Below are 25403 nucleotides of genomic sequence, written 5' to 3' on the forward strand. Positions count from 1 at the left end.
TATGAAAATAATTCAGTACGCTAGATCCAATAGCATCGCAGTGGTGATATTTGGACTTCTGAGCTTATCCGCATGTGAACGTGCGGTGAATATCGAGCCAACTAAAACCTTAGTAAAAACATACACCTTACCCGATGCCAACAATGAAGTGATGCGCGAATTTAATGGTGTTGCTAGGGCGCAGGATTTAACCAATTTATCCTTTCGTGTTGAAGGCCGTATAGAGCGTATTCCTGCAATAAAGGGTCGAGTTGTCCAAAAAGGTGACTTATTAGCCGTACTTGAAAAGCGTGATTACACCATTGCCTTAAGCGATCGTAAAGCTCGAATGGAAGTCAGTCTTAAACAGGCTCAGCGTGGTAAACAGTTGGTTGAAAGCAAGTTGATGGCTCAATCTGAATACGATCAAATGAATGCCCAATATTTAGTGGCTAAAGCTGAGGAGCGACAAGCGCAGTTAAATCTGCAGTATACGGAACTTAGAGCACCTTTCTCTGGCATTGTCAGTGATGTATTTCTAGAGTCATTTGAAAACGTGCAGCCGGGAGTGTCAGTGCTGAGCATCCAAAAAGTTGAACGAATTGAAGTCGATGTGCAAATCCCTGATATGTTAATTGCGGTATCGAAAAAGCAAGAGGACAGGCAGAAGCCTGGAGCATTAAATGTGAGCTTTGAAGCTTTTCCGAATACCACTTTTAAAGGGCGGTTATTGGAAGTTAACACTGAAAAAGACCCGACCACATCAACATATATTGCGACTATCGCGGTGGATTTAGACCCTAAATACAAAGTGCTCGAGGGGATGCCCGCTAAAGTGACGGTGAACTTAAGTAACATGACTTACACCTACCATCGAGAGTTTTTGGTGCCTATTGAAGCTGTTGTGATGCAAGACGGCAGTGATATCGATACTCAAACAAGTGGCGTGTGGCTTTATAACGCGGCAGATAACTCTATTCAATATCAACCTGTCACCTTAGGGGTGATTGTCGGTGATGAAATCGAAGTGACAAGTGGACTTGATGATGGCCAAACCATCATTACCACTGGCGCGGCGCGGTTAGTTAAAGGTCAGCAAGTCAAATTGCTGCAGGAGGGGTAAAGATGAATCATCAATACTCACTGAGTTTAAACAATCCAAACGCCACCAGAAAAGCTGATACAAGGGAATGTGTGTAATGAATATAGCAGGCTACTTTGTAAAAAATACCGTTATCAGCTGGATGTTCACATTGATATTACTGATCGGTGGCTTAATGGCATTTACCGGTTTAGGTCAGTTAGAAGATCCACCATTTACCATTAAAGATGCTGTTGTAGTGACTTTATATCCTGGCGCAACATCTACAGAAGTAGAAGAGGAAGTGACTTATCCCATTGAAAAGGCAATTCAAGCTTTGCCTTATGTGGATTATATACGCTCGCTGAGCACCTCAGGTATGTCACAAATCACCGTGACCATGAAAAACGTATACGGCCCAGAAGAGCTACCGCAAATATGGGATGAGCTGCGCCGCAAAGTAAACGATATGTCGGCTAGTTTACCACCTGGAGTGCAAACTCCGATTGTGAATGATGACTTTGGCGACGTATACGGCATCATGTTAATGGTCAGTGGTACAGACTACAGTTACCGCGATATTCTGGATTACGTTGACTATGTTAAGCGTGAGCTTGAACTGGTGCCAGGTGTGGGCAAGGTGTCACTAGCAGGTAATCAACAAGAACAAGTGTTTGTGGAAATGTCGCTGAACAAAGCGGCCAGTTCGAACATCGATCCATCGCTTATTCAAAACTTGCTGAATTCGCAAAACATGGTGTCAGATGCCGGTAATATCCGAGTGTCTGCCGATAACCTGAAAATCCGCACCAGTGGCGGCTTTAAGTCGGTGAGCGAGCTTGAAGAGCTGATTATCCCGGGTACCCAGGGTGACAAACTCATTTATTTAAAAGATGTCGCCACAGTCTCGCGCGGCTTTCAAAATATTCCCACTAATTTGCTTAAGTTTGATCAACATGATGCCATTAATATTGGTATTTCATTTTCAACTGGCGTGAATGTGGTTGAGGTGGGTAAAGCCATTGATGCTAAGCTTGCTAGTATCGAAAGTGTCCGTCCTGCGGGGATGGTGATTGAAACCATGTACAACCAGCCTAACGAGGTGGATGCATCGGTAGGTAGCTTTGTATGGAACTTGATTGCTGCAGTGGTGATCGTGGTTGGTGTACTGCTGGTATTCATGGGTTTTAAATCAGGGATATTAATCGGGTTAATTTTATTTTTAACCTGTTTAGGCACCTTCATGTTGATGCTGCAAGCTGAAATTGAACTGCAGCGGATATCACTGGGGGCGCTGATTATTGCCCTTGGTATGCTGGTGGATAACGCCATTGTTATTGTTGAAGGCATACTTATTGGGCGGCAACGAGGACAAACGACCCTTGAGGCGGCTCAGGGTATTGTAAAACAAACGATGTGGCCATTACTTGGTGCGACAGTTATCGCCATTACCGCGTTTGCGCCAATTGGTTTATCGCCGGATTCAACCGGTGAATTTGCAGGTTCTCTTTTCTGGGTATTGTTGTTTTCACTGTTTTTATCTTGGATTACTGCCATCACGATTACACCGTTCTTCGCACAATTATTTTTCGGCGCAGAAGCTGAAAAGTCAGAAGGTGAGCCAAAAGATCCATATGGCGGTGCATTCTTCATGTACTACAAGGCACTGCTTGATGTCTGTATGCGCTTTCGTTGGGTTAGCGTCGTTGCTGTCGTTATTGCGTTTTGTGTGTCAATTTACGGCTTTGCATACGTTAAGCAATCTTTCTTCCCGCCATCGACAACACCGATATTCTTAGTGGATGTGTGGATGCCAGAAGGCACAGATATTCGTGAAACCCAAACGGTGGTTGAAGGAATGGAGGCTATCGCGGTTGAACTGAATAATGTTGAGTATGTGGCTTCGACCATAGGTAAGGGTTTTCCGCGTTTCTTGCTGACGTATTCGCCTGAAAAAAACTATGCATCTTATGCGCAGATTTCGATTCGTACTACTGACTTTGAAACCTTAACTGATGTGATGGTGAAGTTTAGAAAAGACGTAGAGCAAAGTTATCCTCAAGCACAGCTTAAGTTTAAGCGTTTAGAGATTGGTCCATCTACCGATGCGAAAATTGAAGCCCGGATAAGTGGGGCAGATCCTGATGTACTGCGAACTATTGCGGCTCAAGTGATGGAAATCTTTAATGCTACACCAGCGACAGTCAATGTGCGCCATGACTGGCGTGAACGAGTAAAATACATTGCGCCGCGCTTTAATGAAACCCAGGCTCGTCGATTAGGTATTGTTAAAAGTGAAGTTGACGAAGCCCTTAAATTCTCTTTTACAGGCTTACAAATCGGTGTGTACCGTGAAGGTACAACATTGTTACCGATTATTGGACGCTTACCTGAAGACGAACGTATTGATATTGAATCAATGGAAAGTATTCGCATTTGGAGTCCTGCGTTAAGCGCATTTGTGCCGTTACAACAAGTGGTTGATGGCTTTGAAGTGAAATTTGAAGATCCGATTATTCAGCGACGCGATCGCAAACGTACTCTAACTGTATTTGCTGATACTGATTTTGAGTACGACATTTTGCCTGCCGAGTTATTCACCCAAATAAAGCCTCAAGTCGAAGCACTTGAATTGCCAGTAGGTTATGAGCTGCAATGGGGTGGTGAATATGAATCTTCAACCGATGCGCAAGAGTCATTGTTTGCCACTCTGCCATTAGGTTTCTTGTTCATGTTCCTTATCACCGTATTCTTGTTTAACTCAGTGAGAAAGCCTTTGGTTATATGGGCATGTGTACCGCTAGCGATTATTGGTATTACATCTGGATTGCTGATCCTTGATAAGCCATTTAGCTTTATGGCGCTGCTGGGAATGCTGAGTTTATCAGGCATGTTACTTAAAAATGGCATAGTATTACTCGATCAAATTAATACCGATATCAATGATGGTATTGAAACTTTCGAAGCGGTATTTAACTCAACGGTGAGTCGTGTAAGGCCTGTTTGTATGGCTGCTGTTACGACTATTTTAGGGGTGTTACCACTACTGACAGATGCCTTCTTTGAGTCGTTAGCTGCAGTGGTCATGTTTGGTTTAGGTGTCGCTACCATGCTGACTCTGATCATTGTGCCAGTGTTCTATATCATCTTCTTTAAAGTTAAGTATCGAAACTATAAAGAGTTTTAGTTCGCAAAATTGACGATTTATCGCTATAACTATAAGAGTCAACTGTAAAAACGTTGGCTCTTTTTTATGTGATCTAACTTGCTCATTCTCACGTATCACGTTTTGTATTCACACGAGGCTCACTATGTCTATTAGCCAAGCTATTATTAAAGTTACTAATCTTCGTTTACGCACCTTCATTGGTTTTAATCCAGACGAACGTGAAAAGCAGCAAGATGTTGTGATTAATATTGAAATCCAATATCCCGCCGACAAGTCGTTTCAAACCGATGATGTTGCCGACGCACTTAACTACAAAGTTATCACTAAAAAAGTTATTCAACATGTGGAAGAAGGGCGCTTTTTATTGCTTGAAAAGTTGGTTGCTGATGTACTGGCAATTTGTAGCGAACACCCATCAATTACCATGTCTCGAGTAACAATTGACAAACCTCATGCTTTACGTTTTGCCGACTCTGTTTCACTGTCTTTAGAGCAGCGCAAATAAGCGAAAGCCTAGTAAGCTTTCACGTAACGGTGTGGTTTTTATTTGGCACGGGTTGCCATAAGGAAAACACATGATTTCAGATGAAGCACGTAAAGTGCAGCAAGTTCTTATTGAACGAGGTCTTGAAACGCCATTGGTCGAAAACGACATGACCAGTGAGCAAAAAATTGAACGCATTCAAGGGTTGATGACTGAAGTTGTATCGACATTAGGTTTAGACTTAACCGACGACAGTTTGTGCGAAACACCCCACCGTATCGCTAAAATGTACGTCAATGAAATCTTCTCCGGTCTTGACTACCATCAATTCCCAAAAGTCACTCAAATAGATAATAAAATGGGTGTTGAGGAAATGGTCAAAGTTAGTGATATCAGTGTCGTCAGCACTTGTGAGCATCATTTTATTACTATCGATGGCACAGCTGATGTCGCCTACATACCGAAAAAGAAGATTATCGGGCTGTCGAAAATTAATCGCTTAGTACGCTTTTTTGCTCAACGACCTCAAGTACAGGAGCGACTAACTCAGCAGGTATTAGTGGCATTACAAACGTTACTTGAAACCGATGACGTGGCCATCAGCATTAACGCTACTCACTACTGTGTAAAGTCTCGTGGTGTAACAGATACGCAATCCCACACCACAACCTCTGCCCTAGGTGGTTGTTTTAAAAATAACCCTGCTTCAAGAGCTGAGTTTTTCTCAAAGGCTTGATTCACTCAGCTAACTCATGAATGATGGATAACAGACACTAGGTCATTAGCCGCTGCTAATGACCTTTATTATGTGAGTTTAACTACTGGCTCAATACAAGAATAAGAGAACTCAAATGAAACAAACCATATTTATTACAGGTGTCGGAAAACGAATTGGTTATGCCTTGGCAAAGCATTTTTTAGCTCAAGGTTTTAACGTTATAGGCACGTTCAGAAGTCATTACCCATCGATAGACGAACTACTTGAGCTCGGCGCAGACTTATACCAGTGTGACTTATGCCAAGCAGATGAAATCAATGACATGCTTAGTCGCATCAAAGCTCAGCATCCACAGGTAAACTGCATCATTCATAACGCATCTGATTGGCATAATGATAAAACCAGTGCAGAGGTTACTTCTGCCGATATTATGGCACGAATGATGAACATTCATGTCAGTGCGCCTTATCAAATAAACTTGGCGTTAGCGGAGCTATTAGTTGCCTCAGCGGGTGACAGTATTGGCGACAGTAATATCATTCACATTACTGATTATGTCGCTGAAAAGGGCAGCCAGAAGCATATTGCTTACGCGGCGAGTAAAGCAGCATTACATAATATGACCTTATCATTTGCAGCCAAATTAGCTCCAGCTGTCAAAGTGAACTCCATTGCTCCAGCGATGATATTATTTAATGAAGGCGACGATGATGCCTATAAAGCCAAAGCGCTAGCTAAAGCGATATTGCCAATAGAAGCTGGCAACAGCGAGATTATCGAATTAGTAGAGTACTTATTGTCGAGCCAATATGTCACTGGTCGCAGTTATGCCGTTGATGGTGGAAGGCAGTTGAAATAGTCCCAGTAAATAGACGGTAACGGTTGAATTAAAACGTTTTATGCTTCTGTCTTATTTCTAGTGTGTATTTTGACAATATTATCGCTGGTGACCACCAGTTGTTAGATTGCATTACAGCTTAATACTAGGCTGGTCTTGAGTTCGTAAAACTAATTGATGAGTTCGATTAGTTTCTTTAAAAAGTAAAATAATTAATCTTTTTAAGGCAGGATTTATAATATTGTTAATAACAAAGTATTTAACTAATTTCTAAAATGCAAAATTAGTTAAATGTACTATAGTGAAATACATCGCAAAATACTCACAAGGATGTGTAGATGAAGTCACTATCAATGATGCCAACCAGTTGGCTTATTTCAATGAATGTATTAGTCATCTTAGTTGTTTTTTCGTCAATTACTCTCTCAGTCAACAATTCCAATTCTAGTATAAAAACCAGCAATGATATGGTTGCGCATACATATAAAGTGCTACTTCATATTGAAGAATCTATCGAGCAAGTCGTAAATATGGAAACGGGTTATCGTGGTTATTTGTTAACTAATAACCGAGAATTCCTAGAGCCGTACGCATCAGGGCAGAAAAAAGTTCAAGAAGAGTTAGCTATTTTGCTGGATATGACAGCAGACAACCCTACTCAAACAGACGCATTTAATGAAGTCGTTAAAAACATTGAGTTATGGGAAAACTTAGTCATCAATGAAGGTTTTTCTTTAAGGGATAATAGTGATGACTCCCAGGTCTCTGCATTTGTAGAAAAGGGTGCTGGTAAGCAATATGTTGATAGAATTCGCGAAGTTTTGGATGAAGCATCATTAAGAGAAGAGAGCCTACTAGCTGTTCGAGATGATGAATATGCGAGCTCAATGAGTGATTTGATGACGATGGTGGTCGTCATGTCTCTCATTGGATGTGTTGTATCATCAATATTTTTAACTTATGTAAACAGAACTCTATCTAGTAACGTAAATGAGATTTCCACAGCGATTGGCAGCCTAGCTAAAGGGGTTCTTAAGCCTCTGCCTCTAACGGAATCTAGAAATGAATTCTTTAAAATTAAACAAACATTCAATCAGTCAATTCATCAACTATCAACGCTGATCAATGAATTAACTTTGGCTTCAACCAATACAAGTAGCTCTTCAGAAGAGCTAACTTCAGTAATGCAAAATACTGCTAGCAATACGCAAAGTGAGCTATCACAAGTAGAGGGGGTTTCAACAGCAATAGGTCAGCTATCAAGTACTTCAAAAGAAATGTCACTTAATGCTGCGCAAGCAGAAGGAGAGACTAAAAAAGCCATAGACAACGTGCATCAAGGTCATAAGGCGCTTGAACAATCAATTGTGCTAACTCAAAGCATTAATCATTCGGTACAAGCTACAGCGGCTATGATCGAGGAATTGAAAAACAGTGCAATTGATATAGGTGAATTTACAGATGTTATCAGTGCGATATCTGAACAAACAAATTTATTAGCACTAAATGCTGCAATAGAAGCAGCACGTGCGGGTGAGCAAGGAAGAGGGTTTGCTGTTGTAGCAGATGAAGTACGTAATCTCGCAGAAAAAACTTTCCAATCAGCAGAAAATATTCAAAATATAATCGCTAAGCTTCAAGTTCAATCAGAAACAGCCAATAACAATATGGTCTCTAATGTCAGCTCTATTAAAGAGTCCGTAGAGTTATCAGAGAATGTAAAAGCATCATTTAATGATATATCTGATTCAGTTCAAACCATTTCGGAAATCAATACATTAGTCGCTTTTGCTTCACAGGAGCAATATTCAGTTACAGAGGAGCTTGCTGAAAATACCTCTAAAACCTTTGATTTAGTCAATGAGAATGTCAAAGCTGTGAATCAAACTTTGCAAGCAGCCCAAGATCTTACCTTTTTAGCTGAAAAGCAAAATCAAGAGCTGTCTTTTTTCAAAATTAGTTAGGCCGTTTTAAGTTTATATTATTGTTTATGCTGTGTGCCGTAGCCCAAGGCTTCAACTTATAACTGTATGACATAAGTTACTCAATGTAAGAAGCCGTTAATCTATTTAGGTTAACGGCTTTTTTGATGAGTGGTTTGCTATCTAATAAACTCGGTTCAAGTTAAGCTGGCTGAAGCAATTCGCCTTGTGGGAGTGATAATCACAGGCAAGGGAATATCCCAATATTCAATTGGTAAAAAGCTCACTTGCTGACAATCATGAGCATAGCCTACTGCTAAGGGTTTACCTTCTTTAACTTGCGCTAGTGTGCGATCGTAAAAGCCGCCGCCCATACCCATTCGATTACCTTGATCATCAAAAGCCACTAACGGAGTGACAATCATATCGAGGTTTTCTACTGTCACCATGTGGCGAATATCTAATTTAGGTTCAGCAATATCATAGCGATTATTTACCATTTGAGTTTCGGCGTTATAACGCATAAATAATAAATGGCCCTTAGCGAAAGGATGCAGGCGAGGTAAGTACACTTCCACATCGAGCTTCCACAGCGCTTCAATTAACTTGCTGGTGGCAAGCTCTCCATCAAAACCTAAATACAGCGCAACTCGTTTGGCTGAAATTCGTTGGATCTCAGACAACAAATGACGACTAGCAATTAATGCCAGTTGATTCTGATCTGCTTGAGGAATTGCGTTGCGTTCTTGGCGAATGTGACGACGAATACTGTCACGGCTCATATTTCGGCTGTCGAATAATGGCTCTGCATCATGAGGGCTATTAAATGAATGTCGGTACAGTTTATCTGTATTTGCCGCAGCATCATTGGAGGCTGAAGTCGCAGAAGAGAAGTGAGTGATAACAGATTGATTTGTCGTAGCTGACTGGCATTGGGATGAGCCAGTCATAAAACGCGTCATGCTCATAGGTAGGAAATACTCCATCTACATACAAATGAAAAATAAAATAGCGTTATGAATAAATGATGTAACTAACTGCAGGTTATCCTGATATGTGCAAAACTCAAAGAAGATAATGTACTGATTAACCAGCATTTGCTGATATGGCTAAAAATCAATCGGCGGTATGATAAAAAACGCCGATGATACAAGTATCATCGGCGCTCATTTTTGCATTATCGACTTAAGGCTACTTTTCCATGTTCATCGATTTAAGTAACACAGGGCTGTCGTAATCTGCGACTTCAGTTTTAGCTTTTAACCAGAACTGACGACGAGTTAAGAAATAGGCGAAAATCACAGTTAACATTGCCCATTCAATGAGGTTTTCAGCCATAAACATGGTGCCAGGACGCAAAGACTGTAGTAGCTCGTATGGGTATCTGCCATGGTTTTCGATAAAGCCAATACGTGAATTGAGTATAAATAGGCCGTAATGCAAGGCGCAATAAACGCCAATACCAGCCATAAAACCTGCTATTTTTGTGTACCACTTATTCGGCAACTTTGTGCCAATAACGACAACATACAGCCCGACTAATAACGATGCCGCCATCAATGCATTGGTTACTTCAAGTGTATGTTGAATAACTTCAAAACCGTTGTAGTACAAGGTGAAACAAAGATGGGGTATTAACAAGGTTAAACTGAGTGCCAGTAACCACACTTTTCCTGGGCCGATGTTCTTCCAGTACCATTTTTGAATACCTTTATAGCTTAACCAGAACAAGCCAATAACGAACAGGTAGTTACACCACTCAGGTAAGCCAAATAAGCCAAATTTCATGGTCAATAGCGCCAACATCCATTCAGGAATCTGGGTAACACTCATGCGATAGGCCGTTTCTTGGGCAAAAGTAGGGAACATCACAGCAAACAACATTCCTATTGTTAGGAATAGAAATGCGAATTTACACATACTGCCAATCATTTTAGGCGTAATGCCTTTCACACTTTGCTTTTTAAGCTGGGTCACTAAGGTTTGATAATTAGAAACAACCGCATCTTTAATATCACTTGAAACCCAGTTTTCCTCTAATAATGCAATCGAGGTGTTAGTTTCATTGGCTTCAATAATGTTTTTAACCGCGGGTGTTGAAAGGGCTTCTTTATCATTAGATTTACTGCCGCCAGCGAGTTTTTGTGCCACGCTCCATACCGCAGGATCGTATACACCTCCAGCATTATGAGTACTATTTTTGTTACCCGCAAAACACATAGTGGTATCGACTTTATCGATATTAGCAGTAAATTGCAGCGTCGGTAAGTTGGCCTTAAAGGCATAAATAAAGGTACAACCTCCCAATGCGCCTTTTACATCCACTTCAGTAACATCATCTAAATGATGAACGAGTTTGAGACCGGTCTTCTTAACATAATCAGTCGTCCACTCATGGTAATCACTGGTGTTATATTCCCACTTTGTACTCCGTTTAGCTTCACCATCAATGGTGTAACTGAAATAGAGGTAACCGCCACCATCACAGGTACGACAGGTCACCTTGCCTGAACCACCGCAGTTATAGCAGGTATTATGACCACGTCCGCCACACGATGAACAGGACTCTGTAGTATGTACCGTGCGGTTATTCTCGTAGCGAGTCACATGATTTCGGCCACTGCCACTACAACCGCTACAGGAAGTGCTACCGCTGCCATGACAACTGCCGCAGTTTTGTTTACCAGAGCCACTACAGTTATAACAAACCTTGCTACCGACATAGGTTTCTGGCGCAGACTTTAAGCCACGATCTTTGATTAAAAAGTTTTCAGCAACGTCAGGGCCAAGTATTTTGATGAAACGATCGTTAAATAATGAATTTTGACCGCTGACATACTCTTTTGCTTTATTGTTAGCGCAGTTACAAGCATTTGAGGCGCTGCCAGATTTTATTCCAGCAGGGCAATGACCGCCATGTTCGTGCTCGCTAACACCAATCTCAATTGTCCAGCCAAAGGTAAAGTTGAGCTCGGGTAGTTTTGCCTCTTCATTACTCAAAACAACTGGCACATCAACGCCAGTGAGGTCTTTACCATTACTGCGGATAAAGTCCTGAAATTGTACTAATTTACTCACGTAATACTTCCTATAAATCAATGCGTGATAATTTTGGTTAATCTATTTAGTTATTTTGCTTAGCTGTTCTAAAGCTTAATCGTAAAGTCGGTGTTATCTGCCTTTAAATACACCCACTTTCTAACGGGTTGATGACCTTGTGCTGATACTTTTACGTCATAGCCACCTGCGGGTAACATCATCCCTGCTTGATATTTAGGTTTGATGTTCATTACGGCAATTTTGGCACCAGTCACATTGGTATTAATGGTTAAAGGCAATAAGACTTTCGCTTGTTGGTGGTTCGCAGGCTTAACACTAGTGTCATGTTCTGGCATCAAGGTTAGGTCGAGTTGGTTAATCGGCTCACTGATGGCGTCAAAACCTTTGGTGATAAACAGGCGTTGATCGATACCAGTTCCAATAGGCTGCACGATAGGCTGAGTCACTAATAACCATTTAAGCGCATAGGAAACGCTGGCTGAATCATTCTTTTCCATTTGCTCAAAAAAGTAATGAAGCGCCGAGTCTTTCATGGTGTATTGGTTACCGCCCATAGTTAATGGCACTACAAAAATAGCCACTAGCATCACCCCAGAAATACTGGCTTTGATGTAGCCTTTGGTTTTAGGGGCTTCAGTATCATTGGCTGCGCGCTTAACTTGTACTAACTCAACAGCTTTCATTGGCAGTTTTAATACAGTTAATAACACCAAGGCTAAGCTGATAGACATGGATATTGGCGGGACTATGGTGGCTCTTAATGCCGATTTACCCGTAGATTCGAATGCACCACCATCAGCAAACTCAGTTTGCTGAGCTTCAAGAACATTGAGATATTCAGTTGTTTTACGGGCAATATTGGGCTCAATGATTTTTTGTTTAAACTCTCGGTTATTCCAATCGGCTAATGTAGGGCTAACATATAACTCTTTCATTTGGCGTTGAATGCGTTTTTGCACATCACCTTCTTGTTGGAATTGCTGCCAGCTAAGATTAGGTGGCATGTCATTACCTTGCTTTTTCATTGCAGAACGCCATTGTGCATCGGCTTGTTGGCGCACTTTTTTAGCCACTGCATTATCAAAGCTATTCCGATCAGTGAGCGACCAAGAAGCAGGTAAATTTAAGCCTTTCTGTTTAAGCTTTTTATTCACTTTCATGCTAGTGATTTCATGAACTCTAAAGTCATGAATATACTGAATACCTAAAGGGTAACCACCTGATTCTTTGACAAAATCAGGCTCCATTTTAACCATCAACACATTCTTATAATGATTCACATCATTGGTATACACCATACGATGATCTTTAAAGCCTGCATCACCGCCCGTTGCCGCGTCAGCTGCTTGCATCGCAGTAAATAAACCAAAGGTCATAATGCCAGTAATAATTGAGTTACCGACGTTTTCAGAGGTTGAGATTTCTTCGCGGATTAACCAGTCATCTGGTGGAATATAAGGGATGCTGTATTTGGCAATTTCTTTGTCGTAACCGTTTTGCAGACGCTCAAAACAGCGATTTTTACTGCTGCCTTTTTTCATGTCGGCGCACTTATTTCGACGTTCAAAAAAGTCATACATTTTAGGGGCAATTTTTTGGGCGCGAGATTCCACTCTAGCTTCATAAGCTGTAACGCCTTTTTGGTATTTTTCCCAGCCTTGTTTTACTTGATTTTGAGTGTCTAACCAGTATTCATCTGAGCGCTGCGGTGAGCTTGCCAGTGCTTTGTTGTATTTATTTGAGCCTTCAGCATATTCGGTATATTTACTGCGTAAGGTCTGGCGAAAATCATCGTAATCGCCGTAGTGTTGATCAAAGTTGGACATAGCGCGATCGCGGACAAACTTCTCCATGATCATGCGTTTTTTCTGTTTCAAATCATCAACCAATTTATCGTCGGCATAGACTAAGCCGCCAAATACTGACAAAAAGGTTTTTTCGGTGGAGTTATGTTCTCGATTGGGATCGTAATCTATGCCTTCAAATTGAATCGAGTTTTCTATCAATGCGCTACGTAATACTTGCGATAAGTACGCTTGTTGACGTTCCTCAGGGGTTGAGGCATCGATAATGAAATGATCAACCAGCCATTTTTGTCCAAAAAATACCGTTGGCCAGACAATTAATGCAATTAATCCAAAGTAAGCTAACGCGCGGCCAACTTTAGCGACTCTTCGGCCTTTAAGTAATAAATCGGCTAATAACAAAGTGACGCCAATACCACTAATAGTACGACCAAATAGCTCGACTGCACGTAAGTCTTCTTCACTTGAATTTCTGCCGCCAGCTACATCAGTTAGCGCAGCATTAAAGACTGCCTCAGGGAATAAATACACTACCGAGCAGATAAACATCAGCAACATCCACCAAAACGGTTTACCCATTTTGGTGATTTGCGCTTCAACGGCTTGAGCTTTTTCGGTTTTAACGGCTTCTGACTTTTGTTTTTGCTGAACTTTCTTTAGTTCTTTTTCTGCCGACTGCATCTTTTGCTGTGTCGGGGTTTTATTCAGCAAGTTGGTTGCAAATGGGCTTTGTTTATTTTCAGTCATAATGATTCAAAGGCTTTTCTTATTATCGATTGTGATTAATGGCGCTTATTTACTGTTGCTTGGCAAGGTTAAAATGATGGTGTCGCCAGTTTGAGTATCGATTTTTTCATCGGTAATCGTCGGAAAGCCATGCTCAAGCAAAGGTGTTGGAGTGTTATTCACAGCCTGTTTAGCTTGATTGCCCTTAATTGACTTAAGACCTGATGCCAGTGACAGGTAATAACCTTCTTGTTGATACCCCAGCATTTCTTCAAAGCGATCAAAGTTCGCATCTTGAGGTAAGGAGGCAATATAACGACCTACATTGCTTAGAGGTTGATAGCGTTTTGCTGGCAAGGCTGCGTTGAATAATCGCTGACAAATTTTGTACGGTGTTTCATCCACAATTACCCCGTGAGGCAAAGACTTTTTGTTCAGCTTCAATAGTTGTGATTGATGATAATCAGTGCCGTTGAGAGAGTAGGTATAGACTTTCATGTCTAAACGTTCTGCGCGGCTTTTAACACTTCTGTTTTGCATAAAGCTGCGAATATCGAGGTGGATCCCTGAATGACTGCCAAGCTTTCTTTGTAACTTAGCCAGCGCATCTGAACTGGTGTAGTCCTTATAACGTGAACGATAACGCTTAGTGCCATAGCGTCCAGCGAATTCAATATTATTCTGGTTCTCTAGATAGTAAGCGTCACTGTTAACGCCTTTACGCATGTCGGCAGTTAACTTTTCAACACTGGTAGGGTGTCCGCCTTGGACAAAACCTAAGTAAACGTATGGGTTAATCCCACGTAGCTTGTATAAGATATCTTGGTCTGCCGCTGAGTAATAAAACCCGCCATTACCAATGTATTTTTTGAGCATATTGTCGAGCTCGACTAACTCTTGGCCATTAGCATCAGATTTTATTTCCACATTCAGTTTTTGACTAGGCATTCGATAGCCTGCAAATACCTTAAAGGCTTCTGCTGCGGTAATTGGTCGTTCATTGAGCAAGGCGTTGGTGTCTTTATCACGTAGTTTTAATTGACCAAACTCTTTACGGTTCATACGTTCAAGTTTGTAACGCTCACCTGTGTAGTGCACGGTCGCGCGACCGGTCTGGCTATCATGGTGATTAACCCAAGTGCCATCTTTAAGCAGCATGACATCAATTTCGACACTATTAAAATTATCATTTAACGCCGAAGCAATTGCGTTATAACTGCTTTCAGGTTGGCGAAAGTCGCCGCGGTGAGCTGAAATATCTAACGCACATTGCGCAGTTGATAACATCTTAATGTTGCCATTGGCAGCTAAGTACAAGTTGCGATCGCCAAGGGTTAATTGGATATCAATGATATCTAAACCTTGCGTGGCAGCATCGACAGGTAGGTGAGCTAATGCAGCTGGAACAATATAAGTTGGAGTAATAGGTTCTGGGGTAGATTTACAACCAGAAAGAATTAAAAGCGATGTCATTGTAACTACAATGTAGCTCGCTAATAGAAAAGGGCGACTTGTCATAATCCCTAATTACAAGTTATTAATATTGTGGACTTTATACCTTAATGTTCTGAACAAAACAATAATAACCATAATCTTCACAAGTGTAATTATTAACGAAGGTTAACTTTACCTATTTTGCACTTTTTTTCGGCTGTTTTGTTACAGAGTTTTCTCAACTATTTTATGTTTTAGTTTTATGTTTTAGTTTTATGTTGAAGTTATTTGATGAAGAATTGAGACTCTGGGCGAGGTCGGAGATGTTTGATTTTTTTAAATGATTTATGCTGAATTGAAGTTACCTGCAAATGCGCTAAAAGAAACAATAAAAAAGCCACCTAATGAGGTGGCTTTTTTATTGAGTCAACTTAAGCTTTTTTATAGCTTAGCAATTTAGGATGCTCCCCAGAATACCGACCGTCGGTGTAGCCCTTGAACCGTAGGTTCAAGGCGGGAAAATGTTCATCTCCTAAGGTTTCTCGGTACGAGCCGAGCATACACAATGTCAATGAAAACATTCACCCTGGGTTTGTAAATATCGGCACAGGGACATAACCTACAAGCGCATATCCCAGGGAGCAAAACCGGTGTGAATCATGTTGAACTCATTGCTCAACACAAATCTAAATTTGTTTAGTCGTCCTTACTGGTTCGTTCAATCAGCGAGTTTTCTAACGTCGACTGTAATAACGAAATACGCTCATCCATTTGCGCCATGTACTGCTTATTCTTTTGCTGTTCTTCGTGTAACTCGTAACCAATATTCAGCGCGGCCATAATGGCTAATTCTTCGCGGCTCAAATTATTGGTACGTGCTTTCAGGTTAGTCAGCTGTTGCTCAACACCTTTAGCGATTGAACGCAAAGCATCCTCTTGTCCTTTCGGGCAAGCGATAGAGTAGGTGCGCCCTAAAAGGGAGATATCAATAGCACTGTTACTCATAGTTCGCTGAGGATCCTTATTCGTCTAAAATAAAAATTGTAGCAGTTTATCGTTCCATCTGACTGTAACGCTTTCGCATGAATGCGAGTATCAGCGTTGATTTACAATCATTTTACAACATCGGCAGAGGAACTAGCCTATTTGCGGACTATATAGCGCCCCTATTAAAAGTGCAAGGTAACTTACCGCCTTTAAGGCTATTTGCTTGATGAATGAGCATTTCGGCTTTTTCATCGTTTTTAAAGCTCGCAACGCAATTGTTTTAGACATCTCTAAGGATACGTTGTTTATTGTAAATCGTTTAGTTCATCGAGTTATATTCGATACGGTTAATATTAGCTTTTGGTTTATCAAGCCAGTCATAAATAGTCTACGAGCTAACAATTGCACATTCAGCTTAAACTATGATTACGCTAATAGGCCTAAGGTGCTTTATACTTAACAAATTGACGAAATATTTTAGCAACTTGTCTTGCAGAATTTGGTAGCAGTTATTAACTCTGCTAGCATTGCAGCAGATTGATTATTTAATGGAAAAATACCATGGCAACGCCTCCTTCTTTATGTATTGAAAAACTAAAAAAAGCTTTAGATTCAGCCGAGATTGGTCAGCATCCAGTCGAAGTGCATGGCGCGTTAGTTGGATTAATTTGTGGTGGGGTAGAACAAGCCAATACAGTTTGGCTAAAACCTTTGCTTGAACTAATGAACGATGGCCAACCATTGACCGGTGAGTTACAGCAATTAATCACTGATTTGTTTAAAGACACAGCCACGCGCTTAGGCGATGCCGAATTCGGATTTTCGCCATTACTACCTGAAGAAGAAGAACCACTAAGCACCCGCTTAGAATGCCTAGCCCTGTGGGTACAAAGTTACCTGACTGCCATCGCATTGATTCAGCCTAAACTTAACGGCGCATCATCTGACGTGCGTGAGATCATTCAAGACTTAGGCGCGATTGCTCAAGTTGAATTTGATGTGAGTGACGATGATGAATCAGAAGGCGCTTTTATTGAACTGCATGAATTTGTCCGTATGGCCGCAGTCTTATGTTATTCAGAGTTTGGCCCTGAAATCCCATTAGATGACAGCGAGCCTGCAGCGCCACTGCACTAAAAAATAGTCTTACATTTTAGTATTAAATACGAGTACTAGAGTCGGCATGACAAATTTACTGGTGCGCACTTAATTTTACTTGAGTGTGCACAGGTTAAATCAATAATAAAAAGAGCTCGCGCTATGACACAGCCAACTAATTCTGACAAGCTAACTAATTCAGACAAGCTTGATAAGTCAACAGCCTCTTCAGTTAACGAAATCCAGCAAGCCTCTTCAAATGATGCTATCGAGCATGTGGATATTACTATTGTTGGCGGTGCGATGGCTGGCGCGAGTTTAGCCCTTGGTTTAGCCCAATTATCTGATAAGTATCAACAGCAGCTTGGCAGACCTCTATCAATCGCGGTGATTGAAGCGGTGAAGCCTGATGATAATCACCCAGGCTTTGATGCGCGCTCCATTGCTATCGCCCATGGCTCAGTATTTGAATTAACCCGTTTAGGTATTTGGCCAAAGCTTGCCAGCCTTGGCAGCGAAATTAATAATATTCATATTTCTGATCGCGGCCATTTCGGCATGACCGAGCTTAACGCCGAGCAGTTCTCATTGTCAGCAATGGGACAAGTGGTAGAGCTTGCTAAAGTCGGTAAGGTCTTGTTTGATGAACTCAAGCTAAACAAAGTGAGTCAGCAAGCCGTTAAGCTTTATTGTCCTGCGCAATTAGCGGAGTTAAATACTGACGCACAAGGCCATACTTTAACCTTAGATAGCGGCCAACAAATTCGAACCAAATTGTTAGTTGCTGCCGATGGCGCCAATTCGAAAGTGCGCCAAGCACTTAAGCAAGATATTGAAAAGATTGAGTTTGGCCAAGTGGCATTAGTCGCGAATGTGCAAACCGATAAACTTCATGATGGCTGGGCGTACGAGCGCTTCACGGGCACTGGGCCGCTAGCCTTACTGCCTATGTCAGCGGTAGATGGTAAACCAAGAGTATCATTAGTGTGGGCGCTTGATAGTGAACAAGCGCAAGCAATGAAAACCGCCTCTAAAACTGAGTTTTTAGCAGCACTGCAAAGTGCTTTTGGCAATCGAGCTGGGCGCTTTACCGATGTGGGTGAGCGAGTCAGTTATCCGCTTACGTTATCCTACATGCCAAGACCGATTTACCATCGCACCGTCTTTATTGGTAACGCCGCACAAACCTTGCATCCAATAGCAGGACAGGGTTTTAACTTAGGCTTGCGTGATGTGGTAGGACTAATTGATACCATTGAAGCTAGCTTTAAAAGCGTTAATGCTTCTGACTCACAAGCGCTAGATTGCGGCCAAAACACGCTTATTCATCATTACCTTAAGCTACGCGAGCAAGACAGAAATAGCACCATCAACAATGTAGAATTTTTAGTGCGCGGCTTCTCAAATCAGCATTGGCCATTAGTGGCTGGGCGCAGTTTAGGGTTAAGATTATTGTCTTGGTGTCCGCCACTTAAAGCCCCCATTGCACACAAAGCCATGGGCTGGAAAACAGCTTAACTGTTAGAGCCTTCAGCGGCTCTTGTAAATAGAGAGCCTTCAGCGGTTCTTGTAAATAGAGGGCCTTCAGCGGTTCTTGTAAATATAGAGCCTTCAGCGGTTCTTGTAATTAGAGAGCCTTCAGCGGTTCTTGTAATTAGAGAGCCTTCAGCGGTTCTTGTAAATAGAGGGCCTTCAGTGGCTCTTGTGATTAGAGAGCCTTCAGCGGTTCTTGTAAATAGAGAGCCTTCAGCGGCTCTTATGGATAGATCTCATTTAATTATCGTCTGCAAACCGATTGAAGATTAAGGATTAACATGTTTCAAACTCAAACCTATGATGTAGCCATTGTTGGCGGTGGTATGGTTGGCTTGGCAACAGCAATTGGTTTAGCTGAGGCTAACTTAAACGTGGTCGTGATTGATGCAGGCCAAACCGAGGCGGTATCAGGCGAGCCACGACTTAGAGTTAGCGCGATAAACAAAGCCAGTGAGCGATTACTAACAAACTTAGGTGCATGGCAATATATTGACCACGACCGCACCGCGCCGTATCAAAAAATGGCGGTATGGGATAAAGACGGATTAGGCAAAATAGCCTTTGATGCTGCTAGCATCAGCGAGCCATCACTTGGTGCCATCATTGAAAATCAATCCATCAGTTTTGCCCTAGCCCAGCGTGCAGGCGAGCTTAATAACATCACTCATCTTGAAGGTCAGCGATTAGAGCGTATCGCTTTTGGCGAGCGCGAATCATGGTTAACCCTCGATAATGGCGACAACCTAAGTGCCGCACTAGTTGTGGCAGCCGATGGCGCTAATTCATGGGTGCGCAGCCAATGCCAAATTCCATTAACCTTTTGGGATTACGGCCATCATGCCATTGTGGCCACTATTCGCACGGCAGAGCCACACGAAGACACCGCTCGTCAGGTCTTTTTAGCTGATGGTCCATTAGCTTTACTGCCGCTGTATGAAGATAACTTATGTTCAATTGTCTGGTCAGTATCGCCGCAAGAGGGCGAAAGGCTACTAGCCTTATCGCCTGAAGAGTTTTCAAAAGCGTTAACCGCTGCATCTGATGGCCGCCTTGGCATGTGCGAAGTAGTGAGTGAGCGTCAATCACATCCATTGCGTATGCGCTATGCCCGCCACTTTGCTCGCCATCGTTTGGTGCTGGCAGGCGATGCTGCGCACACTATTCATCCACTTGCAGGCCAAGGGGTTAATTTAGGCTTCTTAGATGCAGCCAGTATTATTGAAACCGTTAGCGAGTTACATTATGCAGGTAAAGATCTGGGTGATTACGCTAACCTTCGCGCGCTTGAACGCTACCGTAAAGCTGAAGCCATTGAAATGATCAGTGCAATGGAAGGCTTTAAACGATTATTTGCTGGCAGCAATCCGGTCAAAAAAGCCTTACGTGATTTGGGCTTAAACCTCATTGATAATGTCTCAGGACTAAAAACAGTGTTCATCAAACAGGCTATAGGCAACAAACTTAAACTTCCTAAGCTTTGTCGTGAGTAAAATTTGCCATCGCTTCGGCCTAAAAACGCTTATATATCAGGGGATCGGCCGAAGTGAGTGATATTCTTGTAAATTAACAACATCCCTCGCATTAGTTAATCTAATGTTAAAATCTCGGATTAGAAAATTTCCTACTATACAAAATCCACTCTATGAGTATAATTTTGCCCCATTCATAGCCGTGAATATTGGAAAGCCTATATTTCCTATATTCACGGTATATAAATCGCCTTCATTCGTTTTACCCTCAGAAGGCTCATAAAAAAGAGATAATAATGGCTAATAAAACTGTACTCTTTAACAAGCACTTAGAATCAAATGGCAAGATGGTCGATTTCCACGGTTGGGATATGCCACTTAACTATGGTTCACAAATTGAAGAACATAACGCAGTGCGCCAAGACGCTGGTATGTTCGATGTATCACACATGACAGTTGTCGATGTGACAGGTACCGATGCTTGTGCATTCCTACGTAAATTATTAGCAAACGATATCGCTAAGCTAAAAGTGGCTGGCAAGGCGCTGTATAGCGGCATGCTAGACGACAATGCTGGCGTTATCGATGACCTTATCACTTACTACTTAACTGACACGCATTACCGCGTGGTGGTTAACTCAGCGACGCGTGTTAAAGACTTAGCATGGATGGACAAGCAATCAGCTAGCTTTGATGTGACGATTACTGAGCGCCCAGAGCTTGCAATGATTGCCGTTCAAGGTCCTAACGCTAAAGCGAAAGTGGCTGAAGTATTCTCTGCTGAGCAAAACGCTGCAGTAGAAGGCATGAAGATGTTCTTTGGTGTGCAGTCTGAATCATTATTTATTGCCACCACAGGTTACACCGGTGAAGCAGGCTACGAAATCATCGTACCAGAAGCAGAAGCTGAAAGCTTATGGCAAGCATTACTAGAAGCTGGCGTTAAGCCATGTGGACTAGGCGCACGTGACACCCTACGTTTAGAAGCTGGCATGAACCTTTACGGTTTAGACATGGATGAAACCATTAACCCGCTTGCTGCCAACATGGGTTGGACGATTGCGTGGGAGCCAGAAGATCGTGACTTTATCGGTCGTGAAGCATTAACTGCGATTAAAGCAGCGGGCCCAGACAAATTAGTCGGCCTAGTGATGGAACAAAAAGGTGTCCTTCGTCACGGCATGCCAGTGTTTTTCACTGACGCAGATGGCGTTGAACATGAAGGTTCGATCACCAGCGGGACTTTCTCGCCAACTTTAGGCTATTCTATTGCCATGGCACGCGTACCTAAGGGTATTAGCGACACCGCAGAAGTTGAAATGCGCAAAAAACGCGTAGCGGTTAAAGTTATCGCACCAAGTTTTGTACGTAACGGTAAACAAGCATTTTAATATCGTTCAGATCAAATAATTAAGAATTAATCCTTTGAGGATTAAAAACTTAAAATATTATCTATAACAGTAGATAACCGTATTTGAACAATATGCAGAACATGAACTAAAGGAACAACGACAATGAGCAACATTCCAGCTGAACTTAAATATGCTTCATCTCATGAGTGGATCCGTAAAGAAGAAGACGGCACTTACACAGTGGGTATCACTGAGCATGCACAAGAGCTTTTAGGTGACATGGTATTCGTAGAATTACCAGAAGTAGGCGACACAGTGACAGCTGGCGAAGATTGCGCCGTAGCTGAATCAGTTAAAGCTGCATCTGACATCTACGCGCCAATTTCAGGTGACGTGATTGCAGTAAACGAAGCATTAGAAGATTCACCAGAATTAGTTAACAGCGAAGCATTTGGCGAAGGTTGGTTCTTCCGCGTTAAGCCATCTGACGAAGCTGAAGTGGCTAACTTGTTAGACGCTGACGGTTACCAAGAAGTGATTGACGAAGAATAATCGTCGACGCTAACGAGAAGCTCCCTTGGGAGCTTCTTTTTGTTTTGCCTTTTAACTTTTTTAAAGGTTTTAGCGATCCTTCCGCTCACCTTTAAAGTATTGCACAACAACATTTTTCCCTAGACCAGTTTAATGCCCTACAGCTTGATTCTGGCAGATTTGGAACACGACTTCTCATGACAAAGCAAACCCTAACTCAATTAGAGCAACACGAATTATTTTTAAGCCGACACATTGGCCCTAACGAAACTCAACAACAAGAAATGTTGAACTACGTTGGCGCTGAGTCGCTTGAAGACTTAACCGCACAAACTGTGCCTGGGTCAATTCGTTTACCGCAAGAGTTAACCATTGGTGATTCATGTGGCGAAGCGGAAGGCACAGCCTACATCCGCACCATTGCTGATAAAAATAAAGTATTCAAAAGCTACATCGGCATGGGCTACTACGGTACTGAAGTACCAAACGTCATTTTACGTAACGTGTTTGAAAATCCGGGTTGGTACACTGCGTATACCCCTTACCAGCCAGAAATCGCTCAAGGCCGTTTAGAAGCAATTTTAAACTTTCAACAAGTGTCGATGGACTTAACCGGTCTTGACCTTGCATCAGCGTCACTGCTTGATGAAGCGACCGCAGCCGCTGAAGCAATGGCCATGGCTAAGCGTGTCTCTAAAGCCAAAAAAGCGAATATCTTCTTTGTGGCAGATGATGTGTTCCAACAAACATTAGATGTTGTGCAAACCCGTGCCGAATGTTTCGGTTTTGAAGTGATTGTAGGGCCAGCTGAAGAAGCCGCTAACTACGAACTATTTGGCGCATTATTCCAATACACCAACCGCCATGGTGAAATCACCGACAACACAGAACTGTTTGCTAAGCTTGCTGAAAAGAAAGCCATTGTGACTGTCGCCGCTGACATCATGTCACTGGTGCTGCTTAAATCACCTGGCTCAATGGGCGCAGACATCGTATTTGGTAGCGCACAGCGTTTTGGCGTACCAATGGGCTACGGCGGGCCACATGCAGCCTTCTTTGTTGCACGTGATGCACATAAGCGTTCAATGCCAGGTCGTATTATTGGTGTATCAAAAGACACTCGTGGCAACAAAGCACTGCGTATGGCAATGCAAACGCGCGAGCAACACATTCGCCGCGAAAAAGCCAACTCAAACATTTGTACTGCACAAATTTTACTGGCAAACATGGCTTCGTTTTACGCTGTATTCCATGGCGCTGTTGGCCTTAAAAATATCGCCAGCCGCATTAATCGTTTAACTGACATTTTAGCCGTGGGTCTTAAAGCCAAAGGTGTTGAGCTGGTTAACAACACATGGTTTGACACGGTTTCACTAAAAGGGCTTGATGTTGACGCCGTTAATGCACGTGCATTAGCCGCTGAAATGAACCTACGTATCGATGCTGACGGCATTGTGGGTATCAGCTTAGATGAAACCACCACCCGCGAAGATATTGCACAGTTATTTGATGTCATTTTAGGTGAAGGGCACAAGCTTGATGTGACGGCCATCGACACCGACATCATTAATGGCGCTGCATTTGGCGAAGGCAAAGGTTCAATCCCTGCTGAGCTTATCCGTCACGACAAAATCTTATCTCACCCAACATTCAGCAGCTACCAAAGCGAAACTGAAATGATGCGCTACATCAAGCGTCTTGAGAACAAAGATTTAGCCCTTAACCATTCAATGATTTCGTTAGGCTCATGTACGATGAAGCTGAACGCGGCTGTTGAAATGCTACCGGTAAGCTGGCCAGAATTTGCTAACATGCACCCATTCTGCCCACTTGACCAAGCTGAAGGTTACACTCAGCTTATCAACGAATTATCTGACTTCTTAGTCAACATCACAGGTTACGATGCTGTTTGTATCCAGCCTAACTCAGGCGCACAAGGCGAATACGCGGGTCTGCTTGCGATTAAGAAATACCACGAGTCACGTGGCGACGGACACAGAGACATCTGTTTAATCCCACAATCTGCTCACGGTACCAACCCAGCGTCAGCCCAGCTTGCAGGCATGAAAGTGGTTGTGACAGCGTGTGATAAAGACGGCAACGTTGATTTAGAAGACTTACGTTCAAAAGCCGCTGAGCTTGCTGACAGCTTATCGTGCATCATGATCACTTACCCATCGACTCACGGTGTGTATGAAGAATCAATTGCTGAAATCTGTGAAATCGTGCATCAACATGGCGGTCAAGTGTATCTTGACGGCGCCAACATGAACGCACAGGTTGGCTTAACGTCACCAGGCTTTATCGGCGCAGACGTATCGCACCTTAACCTACACAAAACTTTCGCTATTCCACATGGCGGCGGCGGACCAGGTATGGGCCCAATCGGTATCAAAAAGCATTTAGCGCCATTTGTTGCAGGTCATCAAATCGTTAAACCAGGCCGTGAAAGCGACAACAACGGCGCAGTCTCTGCCGCGCCATACGGCAGTGCTAGCATCCTCCCAATCAGCTGGATGTACATTAAACTGCTTGGTACTAAAGGCGTGAAACAGTCTACGCAAATGGCACTATTAAATGCCAACTACGTGATGAAAAAGCTATCAGGCCATTACCCAGTATTATTCACTGGCCGTAATGACCGTGTTGCTCACGAATGTATTATCGACCTGCGCCCACTGAAAGAAACATCTGGCGTGACCGAAATGGACATCGCTAAGCGTCTTAATGACTATGGTTTCCATGCACCAACCATGAGCTTCCCAGTAGCGGGCACGCTGATGATTGAGCCAACAGAGTCTGAGTCAAAAGTTGAGTTAGACCGTTTCGTAGAAGCAATGATCTCAATTCGCGGCGAAATCGCTAAAGTCGAAGCAGGCGAGTGGCCAAGCGACAACAACCCACTGCACAATGCACCGCACACCCTAGCTGATATTATGGACAGCGAGTTTGACTCACGCCCATACAGCCGTGAAGAAGCCGTGTTCCCAAGTGCAGCGGCTAAGGCGAATAAGTTCTGGCCGACGGTGAATCGTATTGATGATGTTTATGGTGACAGAAATCTGATGTGTAGTTGTGTCCCTCTATCGGACTACGAATAATAATGGCTACTTAACCTCAGCTATGCTGCGTTAGTTGACACTTTTGGCTACTCATTGACACCAGTCAACTCCGTGGCGAAAACCTCAAACTTCCTTGTCTTATCATCGGCAGT

17 protein-coding genes and 1 other RNA gene are annotated in these 25403 nt (G+C 42.6%); 12 read left to right on the forward strand and 6 right to left on the reverse strand.

The genetic code is table 11. The annotated features are described in order from the left end of the window. The first annotated feature begins 1 nt into the window (after position 1). From K5Q58_RS08265 to K5Q58_RS08290, 6 genes are all read left to right on the forward strand, one after another. A complete protein-coding gene (locus tag K5Q58_RS08265) occupies positions 2-1102 on the forward strand; it encodes an efflux RND transporter periplasmic adaptor subunit (protein ID WP_220753468.1) in 1101 nt (366 codons plus the stop codon). Positions 1103-1178: 76 nt separating this feature from the next. Beyond that, positions 1179-4247, forward strand: a complete 3069-nt coding sequence (locus K5Q58_RS08270) for an efflux RND transporter permease subunit (protein ID WP_220753469.1) — start codon at positions 1179-1181, stop codon at positions 4245-4247. A 130-nt stretch (positions 4248-4377) separates the two neighbouring features. Then, entirely contained in the window at positions 4378-4734 is a 357-nt protein-coding gene (folX, locus tag K5Q58_RS08275; protein ID WP_153912748.1) for a dihydroneopterin triphosphate 2'-epimerase, read from the forward strand. A 70-nt stretch (positions 4735-4804) separates the two neighbouring features. After that, positions 4805-5449 (forward strand): GTP cyclohydrolase I FolE, encoded by a 645-nt coding sequence (folE, locus tag K5Q58_RS08280; RefSeq protein WP_220753470.1) that lies wholly within the window; start codon positions 4805-4807, stop codon positions 5447-5449. A 115-nt stretch (positions 5450-5564) separates the two neighbouring features. Next, entirely contained in the window at positions 5565-6290 is a 726-nt protein-coding gene (gene folM, locus K5Q58_RS08285) for a dihydromonapterin reductase (RefSeq protein WP_220753471.1), read from the forward strand. A 332-nt stretch (positions 6291-6622) separates the two neighbouring features. Next, complete coding sequence (locus tag K5Q58_RS08290) at positions 6623-8233, forward strand: methyl-accepting chemotaxis protein (protein WP_220753472.1); 1611 nt, start codon at positions 6623-6625, stop codon at positions 8231-8233. A gap of 155 nt (positions 8234-8388) precedes the next feature. Here K5Q58_RS08290 and K5Q58_RS08295 read toward each other — a convergent pair whose 3' ends face one another. The 6 genes from K5Q58_RS08295 to K5Q58_RS08320 form a co-directional block, all read right to left on the reverse strand. After that, a complete protein-coding gene (locus K5Q58_RS08295; protein WP_220753473.1) occupies positions 8389-9159 on the reverse strand; it encodes a 5-formyltetrahydrofolate cyclo-ligase in 771 nt (256 codons plus the stop codon). A 223-nt stretch (positions 9160-9382) separates the two neighbouring features. After that, positions 9383-11269, reverse strand: a complete 1887-nt coding sequence (locus K5Q58_RS08300) for a hypothetical protein (protein WP_220753474.1) — start codon at positions 11267-11269, stop codon at positions 9383-9385. Positions 11270-11337: 68 nt separating this feature from the next. Continuing rightward, positions 11338-13803, reverse strand: a complete 2466-nt coding sequence (locus K5Q58_RS08305; protein ID WP_220753475.1) for a hypothetical protein — start codon at positions 13801-13803, stop codon at positions 11338-11340. A gap of 45 nt (positions 13804-13848) precedes the next feature. Beyond that, positions 13849-15255, reverse strand: coding sequence for a glycerophosphodiester phosphodiesterase family protein (locus K5Q58_RS08310; RefSeq protein ID WP_259651289.1), 1407 nt, complete (start codon positions 15253-15255; stop codon positions 13849-13851). Between the two features lie 422 nt (positions 15256-15677). Then, positions 15678-15860, reverse strand: a non-coding RNA gene (gene ssrS, locus K5Q58_RS08315) — 6S RNA. 52 nt (positions 15861-15912) lie between these two features. Next, complete coding sequence (locus tag K5Q58_RS08320; RefSeq protein WP_102528275.1) at positions 15913-16221, reverse strand: cell division protein ZapA; 309 nt, start codon at positions 16219-16221, stop codon at positions 15913-15915. Positions 16222-16764: 543 nt separating this feature from the next. Here K5Q58_RS08320 and K5Q58_RS08325 point away from each other — a divergent pair. The 6 genes from K5Q58_RS08325 to gcvP all read left to right on the forward strand — a co-directional run bounded on the left by K5Q58_RS08325 (position 16765) and on the right by gcvP (position 25290). After that, on the forward strand, positions 16765-17340 hold the full coding sequence (locus K5Q58_RS08325; RefSeq protein ID WP_220753477.1) for a UPF0149 family protein: 576 nt from the start codon (positions 16765-16767) through the stop codon (positions 17338-17340). 264 nt (positions 17341-17604) lie between these two features. Beyond that, entirely contained in the window at positions 17605-18819 is a 1215-nt protein-coding gene (gene ubiH / locus K5Q58_RS08330; protein ID WP_374758487.1) for a 2-octaprenyl-6-methoxyphenyl hydroxylase, read from the forward strand. 296 nt (positions 18820-19115) lie between these two features. Further along, a complete protein-coding gene (locus tag K5Q58_RS08335) occupies positions 19116-20327 on the forward strand; it encodes an FAD-dependent oxidoreductase (protein ID WP_220753479.1) in 1212 nt (403 codons plus the stop codon). A 275-nt stretch (positions 20328-20602) separates the two neighbouring features. Further along, the gene (gene gcvT, locus K5Q58_RS08340; RefSeq protein ID WP_220753480.1) at positions 20603-21697 is read left to right on the forward strand and encodes a glycine cleavage system aminomethyltransferase GcvT; all 1095 of its coding nucleotides are present in this window, start codon (positions 20603-20605) and stop codon (positions 21695-21697) included. Positions 21698-21820: 123 nt separating this feature from the next. Next, entirely contained in the window at positions 21821-22210 is a 390-nt protein-coding gene (gene gcvH, locus K5Q58_RS08345) for a glycine cleavage system protein GcvH (RefSeq protein ID WP_220753481.1), read from the forward strand. A 176-nt stretch (positions 22211-22386) separates the two neighbouring features. Further along, positions 22387-25290 carry an aminomethyl-transferring glycine dehydrogenase gene (gcvP, locus tag K5Q58_RS08350; protein WP_220753482.1) on the forward strand — a complete coding sequence of 968 codons (2904 nt, stop codon included), beginning with the start codon at positions 22387-22389 and terminating at the stop codon, positions 25288-25290. Positions 25291-25403 lie beyond the last annotated feature (113 nt).

The organism is Shewanella sp. KT0246 (genome assembly GCF_019654955.1).
Classification (GTDB): Bacteria; Pseudomonadota; Gammaproteobacteria; order Enterobacterales; family Shewanellaceae; genus Shewanella; species Shewanella goraebulensis.

Coding starts and splice junctions, on each gene's coding strand:
- K5Q58_RS08265 (WP_220753468.1), top strand. CDS start 2: ATGAAAATAATTCAGTACGCTAGATCCAATAGCATCGCAGTGGTGATA.
- K5Q58_RS08270 (WP_220753469.1), top strand. CDS start 1,179: ATGAATATAGCAGGCTACTTTGTAAAAAATACCGTTATCAGCTGGATG.
- folE (WP_220753470.1), top strand. CDS start 4,805: ATGATTTCAGATGAAGCACGTAAAGTGCAGCAAGTTCTTATTGAACGA.
- folM (WP_220753471.1), top strand. CDS start 5,565: ATGAAACAAACCATATTTATTACAGGTGTCGGAAAACGAATTGGTTAT.
- K5Q58_RS08290 (WP_220753472.1), top strand. CDS start 6,623: ATGATGCCAACCAGTTGGCTTATTTCAATGAATGTATTAGTCATCTTA.
- K5Q58_RS08295 (WP_220753473.1), bottom strand. CDS start 9,159: ATGAGCATGACGCGTTTTATGACTGGCTCATCCCAATGCCAGTCAGCT.
- K5Q58_RS08305 (WP_220753475.1), bottom strand. CDS start 13,803: ATGACTGAAAATAAACAAAGCCCATTTGCAACCAACTTGCTGAATAAA.
- K5Q58_RS08310 (WP_259651289.1), bottom strand. CDS start 15,255: ATGACATCGCTTTTAATTCTTTCTGGTTGTAAATCTACCCCAGAACCT.
- K5Q58_RS08320 (WP_102528275.1), bottom strand. CDS start 16,221: ATGAGTAACAGTGCTATTGATATCTCCCTTTTAGGGCGCACCTACTCT.
- K5Q58_RS08325 (WP_220753477.1), top strand. CDS start 16,765: ATGGCAACGCCTCCTTCTTTATGTATTGAAAAACTAAAAAAAGCTTTA.
- ubiH (WP_374758487.1), top strand. CDS start 17,605: ATGGCTGGCGCGAGTTTAGCCCTTGGTTTAGCCCAATTATCTGATAAG.
- K5Q58_RS08335 (WP_220753479.1), top strand. CDS start 19,116: ATGTTTCAAACTCAAACCTATGATGTAGCCATTGTTGGCGGTGGTATG.
- gcvT (WP_220753480.1), top strand. CDS start 20,603: ATGGCTAATAAAACTGTACTCTTTAACAAGCACTTAGAATCAAATGGC.
- gcvH (WP_220753481.1), top strand. CDS start 21,821: ATGAGCAACATTCCAGCTGAACTTAAATATGCTTCATCTCATGAGTGG.
- gcvP (WP_220753482.1), top strand. CDS start 22,387: ATGACAAAGCAAACCCTAACTCAATTAGAGCAACACGAATTATTTTTA.